At 45.8% G+C, this 11,591-nt stretch carries 11 protein-coding genes; 10 read left to right on the top strand and 1 reads right to left on the bottom strand.

Annotated features, from left to right (window positions below; translation table 11 throughout):
* Nucleotides 1-47 precede the first annotated feature (47 nt).
* Entirely contained in the window at nt 48-518 is a 471-nt protein-coding gene (locus VA249_RS03365; protein WP_221068917.1) for a zinc ribbon-containing protein, read from the bottom strand.
* Nucleotides 519-672: 154 nt separating this feature from the next.
* Between VA249_RS03365 and leuS the strand changes: the two genes are divergently transcribed.
* From leuS to ybeD, 10 genes are all read left to right on the top strand, one after another.
* Nucleotides 673-3,246 carry a leucine--tRNA ligase gene (gene leuS, locus VA249_RS03360; protein WP_221068916.1) on the top strand — a complete coding sequence of 858 codons (2,574 nt, stop codon included), beginning with the start codon at nt 673-675 and terminating at the stop codon, nt 3,244-3,246.
* 234 nt (nt 3,247-3,480) lie between these two features.
* Nucleotides 3,481-4,023: an LPS-assembly lipoprotein LptE gene (locus tag VA249_RS03355; RefSeq protein WP_221068915.1), complete on the top strand. Its 543-nt coding sequence runs from the start codon at nt 3,481-3,483 to the stop codon at nt 4,021-4,023.
* A 6-nt stretch (nt 4,024-4,029) separates the two neighbouring features.
* On the top strand, nt 4,030-5,049 hold the full coding sequence (gene holA, locus VA249_RS03350) for a DNA polymerase III subunit delta (protein WP_221068914.1): 1,020 nt from the start codon (nt 4,030-4,032) through the stop codon (nt 5,047-5,049).
* Nucleotides 5,050-5,137: 88 nt separating this feature from the next.
* Nucleotides 5,138-5,455, top strand: a complete 318-nt coding sequence (gene rsfS, locus VA249_RS03345; RefSeq protein ID WP_211919860.1) for a ribosome silencing factor — start codon at nt 5,138-5,140, stop codon at nt 5,453-5,455.
* 3 nt (nt 5,456-5,458) lie between these two features.
* On the top strand, nt 5,459-5,929 hold the full coding sequence (gene rlmH, locus VA249_RS03340) for a 23S rRNA (pseudouridine(1915)-N(3))-methyltransferase RlmH (RefSeq protein WP_017821762.1): 471 nt from the start codon (nt 5,459-5,461) through the stop codon (nt 5,927-5,929).
* Between the two features lie 29 nt (nt 5,930-5,958).
* Nucleotides 5,959-7,884 carry a penicillin-binding protein 2 gene (gene mrdA / locus VA249_RS03335; RefSeq protein ID WP_221068913.1) on the top strand — a complete coding sequence of 642 codons (1,926 nt, stop codon included), beginning with the start codon at nt 5,959-5,961 and terminating at the stop codon, nt 7,882-7,884.
* Complete coding sequence (gene rodA, locus VA249_RS03330) at nt 7,884-9,005, top strand: rod shape-determining protein RodA (protein ID WP_128811440.1); 1,122 nt, start codon at nt 7,884-7,886, stop codon at nt 9,003-9,005. The genes mrdA and rodA overlap by 1 nt, the downstream gene beginning before the upstream one ends.
* Nucleotides 9,006-9,008: 3 nt before the next feature.
* Nucleotides 9,009-9,809 (top strand): septal ring lytic transglycosylase RlpA family protein, encoded by an 801-nt coding sequence (locus tag VA249_RS03325; RefSeq protein WP_221068912.1) that lies wholly within the window; start codon nt 9,009-9,011, stop codon nt 9,807-9,809.
* Nucleotides 9,810-9,898: 89 nt separating this feature from the next.
* Entirely contained in the window at nt 9,899-11,077 is a 1,179-nt protein-coding gene (locus VA249_RS03320; protein WP_128811442.1) for a serine hydrolase, read from the top strand.
* A 161-nt stretch (nt 11,078-11,238) separates the two neighbouring features.
* Nucleotides 11,239-11,517: a DUF493 family protein YbeD gene (ybeD, locus tag VA249_RS03315; RefSeq protein WP_005384135.1), complete on the top strand. Its 279-nt coding sequence runs from the start codon at nt 11,239-11,241 to the stop codon at nt 11,515-11,517.
* Nucleotides 11,518-11,591 lie beyond the last annotated feature (74 nt).

The raw sequence follows: 11,591 nt of genomic DNA, 5'->3' as shown, positions 1-11,591 counted from the left end.
GCCTCTTTTTTATGTGCACTTTTTTGTTCATTGATGGTTAACGTACGCTACGGCTTTAATGATTGACGACTAAATCCCGTATGGTTGCACTTAGTACATGGAATAATGATGGTTGGATGATTGTATGTGGTTTTATGACCACACTTGTCACACACCAAAGTGCCGAGACCAATCACCTCTCCCGCTTCATATAACCCTTGATGTTCTAAATCATCAAACAACTCGACCCACTCAACTTTAGTTCGATCAGTAATATCAAGCAGCCCCTGCCAGATTGAATCGGCGATCGTGAGATAGAAAGGCCCACTTTTTCCCTCTTCATAACTGTCCGAAAACTCTTTCAAATCGGCTTTTACATAAGCGGATATGAGTGAGAGCTCATCTTTGGTCATATCATTGGCAGCATCAACGACTTTACCCGACGTTTCGAATACTTTGTTAACTTCATCCGGACTATGTTTCAAGGTTTCAATGACATCCTCAAACATTTCCTCATAACCTGCTTTACGTTTAGGCATAACTGACCTCCATCTTTCTACTGCCAGCACCAATTCAAGGTACATGGGTATAGATTGGCTATTGTTGTGATCCCTAGCTTTAGGTATTCTATGATGATCTATTAAAGTCTGTTCTAACCGAACTCACAAATTCCAAGATAACCGGATACCATCGATGCAAGAACAATATAATCCACAAGACCTTGAGCAAAAAGTTCAAAAGCACTGGGATGACAACAAGACCTTTGTTGTAAGTGAAGACCCAAATAAAGAAAAATTCTACTGTCTATCCATGTTCCCATACCCAAGTGGTCGACTGCACATGGGTCACGTGCGCAACTACACCATCGGTGACGTAGTATCTCGTTTCCAACGCCTACAAGGCAAAAACGTGATGCAACCTATCGGTTGGGATGCGTTTGGTCTACCTGCAGAAAACGCAGCAGTAAAAAACAACACTGCGCCTGCTCCTTGGACTTATGAAAACATCGAATACATGAAGAACCAGCTTAAGCTACTTGGCTTTGGTTACGACTGGAATCGTGAATTCGCAACGTGTACTCCAGAGTACTACCGTTGGGAACAAGAGTTTTTCACTAAGCTGTACGAAAAAGGTCTGGTTTACAAGAAAACGTCTTCTGTTAACTGGTGTCCAAACGACCAAACAGTTCTTGCAAACGAACAGGTTGAAGACGGCTGTTGCTGGCGTTGTGACACGCCTGTAGAGCAAAAAGAAATCCCACAGTGGTTCATTAAAATCACTGAATACGCACAAGAGCTTCTTGATGATCTAGATAAGCTTGATGGTTGGCCAGAAATGGTTAAAACCATGCAGCGCAACTGGATTGGCCGCTCTGAAGGCGTAGAACTGAAGTTTGCAGTAAATGGTCAGCAAGACCTAGAAGTCTACACAACGCGTCCTGACACCCTAATGGGTGTAACGTACGTGGGCATTGCAGCAGGCCACCCTCTTGCAACTATCGCAGCAGCGAACAACCCAGAGCTGGCTAAATTCATCGACGAGTGTAAAAACACCAAAGTAGCGGAAGCAGAACTGGCGACAATGGAGAAGAAAGGTATGGCGACTGGCCTTACTGCTATTCACCCATTGAACGGCCGTGAAGTTCCTGTTTACGTCGCAAACTTCGTACTGATGGATTACGGTACAGGCGCGGTAATGGCAGTACCTGCACACGACCAACGCGATTACGAATTCGCAACCAAGTACGGCCTAGACATCGTGCCTGTCATCAAACCTGTTGATGGTAGCGAGCTAGACGTAACTGAAGCGGCATACACTGAAAAGGGTGTACTGTTTGATTCAGGCGAATTCGACGGCCTAGACTTCCAAGCGGCGTTCGACGCAATCGCAGCGAAACTAGAAGCTGAGGGTAAAGGCACTAAGACCGTTAACTTCCGTCTACGTGACTGGGGTGTATCTCGTCAACGTTACTGGGGTGCTCCAATCCCAATGGTAACGACTGAAGATGGTGAAGTTCACCCAGTACCTGCTGACCAACTGCCAGTGATTCTTCCAGAAGACGTGGTAATGGACGGCGTAACTAGCCCAATCAAAGCTGACAAAGAGTGGGCGAAGACAACATTTAACGGTGAACCAGCTCTACGTGAGACTGACACGTTCGATACGTTCATGGAATCTTCTTGGTACTACGCACGTTACTGTTCACCACAGGCTGACGACATCCTAGATCCAGAAAAAGCAAACTACTGGCTACCAGTAGACCAGTACATCGGTGGTATCGAGCACGCTTGTATGCACCTACTGTACTCTCGCTTCTTCCACAAACTGCTACGTGATGCTGGCTACGTGACCTCTGACGAACCGTTCAAGCAACTACTGTGTCAAGGCATGGTACTAGCAGACGCGTTCTACTTCGAGAACGAGAAAGGCGGTAAAGAGTGGGTTGCACCAACAGATGTTGCTGTTGAGCGTGACGGTAAAGGTCGCATCACTTCTGCTAAAGACACAGAAGGCCGTGATGTAACACACTCAGGCATGATCAAAATGTCTAAGTCGAAAAACAACGGTATCGACCCTCAAGAAATGGTAGACAAGTACGGCGCTGACACCGTACGTCTATTCATGATGTTCGCGTCTCCAGCAGACATGACGCTTGAATGGCAAGAGTCTGGCGTAGAAGGCGCTAACCGCTTCCTGAAACGTGTTTGGAAACTGGTTCACACGCACTCTTCAAAAGGTGCAGCACAAGCAGTAGATGCAAGCTTACTTTCTGGCGACCAAAAAGCACTTCGTCGTGACGTTCATAAAACTATCGCGAAAGTAACGGACGATATCGCTCGTCGTCAAACGTTCAACACAGCAATCGCTGCGATCATGGAGCTGATGAACAAGCTTGCAAAAGCGCCTCAAGAATCTGCGCAAGACCGTGCAATCCTTGATGAAGCGCTAAAAGCCGTTGTTCGCATGCTTTACCCAATCACTCCACACATCTCTTACGAAATGTGGGTAGCACTGGGTGAGTCTGATGTTGATTCAACAACTTGGCCAACATTTGACGAAAAAGCACTGGTTGAAGACGAGAAAACTATTGTTGTTATGATCAACGGTAAGCTACGTGCGAAACTAACGGTTGCTGCTGACGCAACAGAAGAGCAAGTTCGTGAGCTTGGTCTTAACGATGAAAATGCGAAGAAGTTCCTAGATGGTCTAACGATCCGTAAAGTCATTTACGTTCCTGGCAAACTTCTGAACATCGTTGCAAACTAGTCAATCGCGATAAACGAAATGCAGCTTGCAATCACTCAAGACCGAACGAACTAACTCGTTCAGTATGAGTCTATTAACAGGGTGAGTCATCACCCTGTTTATTTGCCTCAATCCATTCATAGTGAATGGTTTTAGGTGAATATACCCAAGTGACTTCAACAATATTGAGCTCTGCGCTAAGAATCTGAGGTTGCTTTGGTATATAACCCCTTCAATTTAGGATGAATACAATCAATGCGCTTTTTCTCTTTGATTAAACTACCAGTGGTATTGGTATTATCGGGGCTTCTTTCTGCCTGTGGTTTTCACCTTCGTGGCGAGTATTCCGTTCCGGAAGAGCTGCACACCATGTCATTCAACAGCTACGATGAGTACAGCCCACTCACCCGCTCGGTACATGCGCAGTTAGAGTTAAATAAAGTAGACTTAGTCGCACCATCCAAAAATATTCCAAACCTTTATTTGGTCAGCGCAGAGTTAGAAGAGCGTACACTTTCACTTTACCAAAACAGCCGCGCTGCCGAGAAAGAGCTGACCTACGTCGTTAAATATCGAGTTACCATCCCAGAGCTTGGCGCGCAAAACTTTATGACGGCAGTCACCCGTAATTACCTTGATAACCCGCTAACCGCCTTGGCTAAATCCGTAGAGCGTGACGTTATTGAAGACGAAATGCGTCAACAAGCTGCGGCACAAATCATGCGTCAGCTTGGCCGAGTACGCGCAGAATACGAGGCAGACACTGCCGTTAATGCCCCAAAAAAGACAACTTTGTAAGATAACATGCGAATTTTTGCCGACAAGCTGGCTGAACAACTAGCTAAACACCTAAAACCGGTTTACCTCATTTTCGGCAGCGAGCCTCTGCTTATTCAAGAGAGTCGCCAAGCAATCCAAGAGACGGCGAAGCAGCAAGGGTTCGAGGAAAAGCACCGTTTTGCGGTAGATGCGAGCCTAGATTGGAACCAAGTGTATGACTGCTTCCAAGCGTTGAGCCTATTTTCTAGTCGCCAAATCATTGAGCTTGAGTTACCTGAAAGTGGCGTTACCACAACCGTAAGCAAAGAACTGCAAACCCTATGCGAAATGTTACACGATGACGTCATGTTGGTGCTCATCGGCAGTAAGCTAACAAAAGCACAAGAGAATGCAAAATGGTTTAAAGCACTGAGTGCGAAGGGAGATTGGGTCAGTTGTTTAACGCCCGATCTTCAACGTCTACCGATGTTCATTCAAGCTCGTTGCCGCACTTTGGGGCTAAGAGCAGACCAACAATCACTGCAAATGTTGGCGCAATGGCACGAGGGGAACCTGTTTGCGCTTGCCCAAAGTTTAGAAAAACTGGCTCTACTCTACCCAGATGGCGAATTAACGGTTGTTCGTTTAGAAGAAGCGTTAAGTCGACACAACCATTTTACGACTTTCCATTGGATCGATGCCCTGCTTGCAGGTAAAGCAAATCGTGCACAGAGAATCTTGCGTCAGTTGGAAGCTGAAGGTGTCGAAACGATTATTTTGATCCGAAGCATACAAAAAGAGTTTAACCAACTGCTGACGATGCACCAAGATCTGACTCAAATGAGCATGATTCAAATGTTCGAAAAACATCGCGTTTGGCAAAATAAGCGCCCATTTTACAATGCCGCACTGACCCGCCTTTCTGCAAACCGAATTTACGCGTTACTGTCGCTACTGACCAATGCTGAAATCAAAGCGAAGACGCAGTATGAGATTTCGGTGTGGCCAACGATCCATCAATTGAGTTTAGAAACCTGCTCTCCTGATATTAAGCTGGCAATTTAGATTTCAAAGCATGGTATAGTGCGCACCCGTTTTAACTTGAATGATTAAAACGATGACAGATTTAAGAGAATAACCCGAGGAAAATTGAGTGCTTCGCGAAGAACTTAAAGACTTTTTAGCTGATAAAGCTGACGACATGAAAGCTGAAGATATTGTCATTCTAGACGTGAAAGACAAATCAAGTGTGACTGATTTCATGGTGATCTGCACTGGTACGTCTAAACGCCACGTTTCATCAATTGCTGGCCATGTCGCATCTGAAGTAAAAAAAGCAGGCCTTGAACCTCTTGGCACGGAAGGCGAAAGTGACGGTGAATGGGTTGTCCTAGATATGGGTGACGCAATGCTACACGTCCTACAAGAAGAACAACGCTCACTCTACCAACTAGAAAAACTTTGGGGTTAATCTTTGAAAATCCAACTCATTGCCGTTGGCACAAAAATGCCTAAGTGGGTCGAGGAAGGTTTCCAGGAATACCGTCGTCGCTTCCCACATGATATGCCACTTGAGCTGATTGAAATTTCAGCAGGTAAGCGTGGCAAGAATGCAGACATTGCTCGTATCTTACAAAAAGAAGGCGAGGCGATGCTTGCTGCTGTGCCTAAAGGAAACCGCATCGTAACCCTCGATATTCCTGGCAAAAAATGGGATACCCCACAACTTGCTGAACAGCTAGAGGCTTGGAAGCTAGATGGTCGCGATGTTTCCATCTTGATTGGCGGCCCTGAGGGACTAGCCCCTGCATGTAAAGCCGCAGCCGATCAAAGCTGGTCTTTGTCTGCATTGACGCTACCACATCCGCTTGTTCGTATCGTCATGGCGGAAAGTTTATACCGAGCGTGGAGCATCACTGCCAACCACCCTTACCACCGAGAATAATCGTTGCCTAGCTTTAGAGACTTGCGTTAATGATCCGTAAACGCCGCAGTCAGATCCGAGATTATCAAGCCGAAGCGCGCCTGTTTGCCAGCCGCGCTATTGTTGCATTTCTTGGTATCGTGGTTTTAATGGGACTGCTGGTGGCCAACATGTACAACATCCAGGTCAACCAATTCCAAGATTACAAAACCCGTTCAAATGACAATCGCATTAAAGTGGTGCCTATTGCCCCAAACCGTGGTCTTATCTATGACCGTAACGGGGTTCTGCTGGCTGAAAACCGCCCTGTCTTCAATTTGGAATTAACCCCAGAAAAAATCAAAGATATTGATGGGACGATCAAGGAGCTTCAAACTATCCTTGATATTACACCAGACCAGATTGAACGATTCCAACGTGAGCGTAAACGCACTCGTCGCTTCAAATCGGTACCTCTACTTACTCAGCTAGATGAAAAGCAAGTCGCTATCTTCTCCGTTAATCAATACCGTTTTCCCGGGGTAGAAATCAGCGCCACACTAAAACGCTACTATCCATTTAGTGAAGTACTCACTCACGTGATTGGCTATGTGTCTCGGATCAATGATCGCGATATGCAGCGTCTTATTCGAGAAGATAAAGACGCAAACTACCAAGCCACACGTGACATTGGTAAATTAGGTATCGAAAAGTATTACGAAGACTTGTTGCATGGTACTGCGGGCTACCAAGAAGTAGAAGTTAACAGCCGTGGTCGCGTCATTCGTACCTTAAAATACGTTCCGCCAGTCCCGGGAAAAGACATTGTCTTGAACCTTGATATTAACTTGCAACTTTACGTGCATCAGCTACTTGATGGGCGACGAGGCAGTGCGGTAGTTCTCGATCCGAGAGATAATGGCGTTCTCGCGATGGTTTCAAGCCCATCTTACGATCCAAATGCATTCGTGCATGGCATTTCAGGTAAAGCCTACCGTGCCCTATTGAACGATAAGAATCGTCCACTGGTAAACCGAACTACGCTGGGTATTTACCCTCCAGCTTCGACGATTAAACCATTTATGGCGGTCGCCGCTTTGGAAGAAGGGGTAGTCACGCCTAAAACAACACGAAACGACCCTGGCTACTGGCGCATTCCTAACTCCGACACGCGTCCATTCCGAGACTGGCTTCGCTGGGGACACGGCCGCGTTGATATCATCAAGTCCATTGAAGAATCAGTCGATACGTTCTTCTATCAAATCGCTTATGATATGGGCATCGACCGCATATCGAACTGGATGATGATGTTCGGCTTTGGCGACTACACTGGGATTGATATTTACGAAGAAAGTAAAGCCAATATGCCGACCCGTGATTGGAAAATGGCACGTCATAAAACACCTTGGTATAAAGGCGACACCATTCCAGTCGGTATCGGGCAAGGCTATTGGACTGCAACACCAATGCAGCTGGCTAAAGCGACTTCTGTACTCGTCAATGACGGTGCCGTTACTGCACCGCACTTATTAAAAGCGACCATTGATAACGGCAGTGACTTTGAGCATCAAAAAAACTCGGAATACGTGACTTACCCTCCGATTCAAAATGTTCCTGAAAAATACTGGGACATGGCGAAAGAAGGGATGCGTTTGGTTAACCATGGTCCAAAAGGTACCGCACGACGCTCGTTCTACAACATGAACTACCAAACCGGCGGTAAGTCCGGTACCGCGCAAGTCTTTGGCTTGGGCGAAGACGAAGAGTACAACGCAGATGAGGTCGCCGAGCATCTGCGAGATCACGCGCTCTTTATCGGTTTTGCACCCTTTGATGATCCTCAAGTCGTGGTTTCGGTTGTCCTTGAAAATGCCGGTGGTGGTTCAAGTAACGGTGCACCAGTAGTAAGAAAAATATTTGACCGTGTCATTCTTGGACCAGAAGAGATCAAGCCAGATAAAGAGCAAGCAAATACAAAACAGGAGGCAAGGCAATAATGAAAATGGATCCCTCTACAGGCAAGAACCGCGCCCTGTTTGAACGCTTCCATATCGATTTGCCCCTCCTACTCGGCATACTTGCGCTGATGGCATTTGGCTTAGTCATCATGTACAGCGCAAGTGGCCAAAGCTTGGCGATGATGGATCGCCAAGCTATGCGTATGGTCCTTTCTTTAGTCGTTATGTTGGTTTTAGCCCAATTGTCCCCCAGAACCTACGAGAACCTTGCGCCTCTCATGTTCATTGGCGGTGTCGTTTTACTATTTGGTGTGCTCTTCTTTGGAGAAGCATCCAAAGGCGCTCAGCGTTGGCTCAATCTAGGCTTTGTGCGATTCCAACCCTCCGAATTACTCAAACTTGCAGTCCCTTTGATGGTGGCACGTTACATTGGTCGCCAACCGCTTCCCCCGACATTCAAAACCTTGATCGTTGCACTGATCATGGTCTGCTTACCCACTATCCTTATCGCAAAGCAACCTGATTTAGGCACGTCGATTCTTATTGCCGCATCGGGCATCTTTGTTATCTTTCTTGCCGGGATCAGTTGGAAAATTATCGCCGCAGCCGCAATAGGGCTAGGTGGTTTTATTCCAATTCTTTGGTTCTTCCTGATGCGTGAATATCAAAAAGTTCGCGTTCGCACGCTGTTCAACCCTGAATCGGACCCTCTAGGCGCGGGTTACCACATCATCCAAAGTAAAATCGCAATCGGTTCTGGTGGTATTTCCGGCAAAGGTTGGTTACATGGCACTCAATCCCAGTTAGAGTTTCTTCCAGAGCGTCATACTGACTTTATCTTTGCTGTAATTGCTGAAGAATGGGGTATGATTGGCTTCCTTTGCCTGTTAGCCATCTATCTATTTATCATTGGACGAGGTCTTTATCTCGCAAGCCAAGCGCAAACCGCGTTTGGTCGAATGATGGCAGGCAGTATTGTACTTAGCTTCTTCGTGTATATTTTTGTGAATATCGGCATGGTAAGCGGCATCCTACCGGTTGTAGGCGTACCTTTACCGCTCATCAGCTACGGTGGCACTTCAATGGTGACGCTAATGGCTGGCTTTGGCATTCTAATGTCTATTCACACGCACCGAAAAGCATTCTCTAAGGCGACCTAGACCATGCAAAAACGCGCTCTATATTCCTTGGTTTTTTCTGCTGTGATTTTGGCAGGGTGTTCTTCCACCGACCAAAAAACACAGGATGGCCGTTATGAACTCGAATCCGATGTTGCTCCAGATAAGCCACTATCGGTCGAGCACATTGAGGATGCCCACCCAAAATACGAACCATACAGCTTAGGGGGTAACAGCGATTACAATCTAAGAGGTCAGGATTACAAAATCGTCCGTGACGCAAAAGGTTTCACGGAAAAAGGCCGTGCATCTTGGTATGGCAAAAAATTCCAAGGCCATCTCACGTCAAACGGCGAAATCTACGATATGTATTCGATGACGGCAGCGCACAAAACCTTGCCTTTACCAAGCTTTGTCAAAGTCACTAACACCGACAACGGCAAGTCAACAATCGTACGTGTTAATGATCGCGGCCCTTTCCATGAAGGTCGCATTATTGATTTAAGCTACGCAGCAGCGCATAAACTTGACGTAGTCAAAACCGGGACCGCAAACGTTGAAATTGAAGTCATCACGGTTGATAAACCAACCGATGAAAAATCTCTGGCAGCTCATCCTAAATACGTCATTCAAGTCGCTTCATCAAAATATGAAGATCGCGCACGAACTTTAGGGTCAGAGCTTGGTCAAAAGCTCGATACTGATACGTTCTTAGAGAGCACTCAAGAGACCCATCGCCTACTGTTAGGTCCATATACTGACTACTCTCTGACGCAAGCCACGCTAGATAAAGTAAAGTTGCTCGGTTATGCGTCCGCGTTTATCAAAAAATACCACGCCAAATAATGGTGTCATGAATTTCTATATAGAGCCTCTCTTACATAAGAGCGGTTTCTGTTAAGATGTCGGCAGTTAACCCAAAAATTTGAATTACCATGAATAAAAATAAGCTTGTGAGAACTATTCTCGTATCTTCGGTTGCCCTATCTGCAACCATCGCGCAATCTGCATTTGCATCACCAATTGTGGTACCAGACGCGCCTCAAATCGCAGCAAAAGGCTACGTACTGATGGATTACCATTCAGGTAAAGTACTTGCTGAGAAAGAGATGAACACAAAATTGTCTCCAGCTAGTTTAACCAAAATGATGACCAGCTACGTCATTGGACAAGAACTGGCTCGTGGCAACATTTCAGAAGACGACGACGTTACCATCAGCCAAAATGCCTGGGCAAAAAACTTCCCTGACTCTTCAAAAATGTTCATCGAAGTGGGTACAACCGTTAAAGTTCATGACCTTAACCGCGGTATCATCATTCAATCTGGTAATGATGCATGTGTTGCAATGGCCGAGCACATTGCTGGTTCTGAAGATGCATTCGTTGATCTGATGAATGCTTGGGCAAACACCATCGGCATGAAGAACACGCATTTTGCTAACGTTCATGGCCTAGATAATCCGAATCTGTACTCAACACCATACGACATGGCGCTATTAGGCAAAGCTCTGATCCGTGATGTTCCAGATGAGTACCGTATTTACTCTGATAAAAAATTCACATACAACGGCATCACACAGTACAACCGTAATGGCCTACTGTGGGATAAGAGCATGAACGTTGACGGCATCAAAACCGGCCATACAAGCAATGCAGGATACAGCCTAGTAAGTTCAGCAACTGAGGGCCAAATGCGTCTAGTTGCGGTTGTAATGGGCACCAAAGATGCGAATGCTCGCAAAGCAGAAAGTAAAAAACTGTTGAGCTACGGTTTCCGCTTCTTTGAAACGGTTGCACCACATAAAGCAGGTGAAACATTCGTAGAAGAAAAAGTATGGATGGGCAACAAAGATACTGTTGCACTAGGTCTTGATGAAGATACTTACGTAACGCTACCTCGTGGCCAAGCAAAGAATCTAAAAGCAAGTTTCGTACTTGAAAAAGAGCTAGAAGCCCCAATTAACAAGGGTGATGTAGTTGGTAAGCTATACTACCAAATTGATGGTGAAGATATTGCTGAGTACCCACTAATGGCACTAGAAACTGTCGACCAAGGCAGCCTATTTAGCCGCATGTGGGACTACATCGTATTGTTGTTTAAGAGCTTCTTCTAAGCGTCGCTTCTGAGCAACAAACAAGTCAGCAAAGCCGCCAACGAGGGCGGCTTTGTTATCTGTACTCAAGCGACGTATAGATGCTTGGGTATGATCTTGAGTTCACCCTAATTTGACTGTACTATTTCGCACCGCAACGAATACCAACTGGAGTTACCGATATGCTAACCATCAACTCTGATGCAAAATTGAAAGACCTGCTTGAGTTCCCTTGTTCATTTACTTACAAGGTAATGGGTCATGCAAAGCCTGAACTTCCAGAACTTGTTCTTGAAGTTATCCAGCGCCATGCTCCAGGTGATTACAGCCCAACAGTAAAACCAAGTGCTAAGGGCAACTACCACTCGGTGTCGATCAATATCACTGCAACATCTATCGAGCAGGTTGAAACCCTTTACAAAGAACTGGGTGAAATCGACATCGTACGCATGGTTCTATAATTTTTTGATAAATTAAATTTTTTTTGAAAGCAGCTTCGGCTGCTTTCTTTTTATTTATCATACAGATAATCAAA

This window comes from Vibrio alfacsensis (assembly GCF_019670485.1).
GTDB lineage: Bacteria > Pseudomonadota > Gammaproteobacteria > Enterobacterales > Vibrionaceae > Vibrio > Vibrio alfacsensis.
This window is presented reverse-complemented; position numbering and strand designations above follow the sequence as displayed.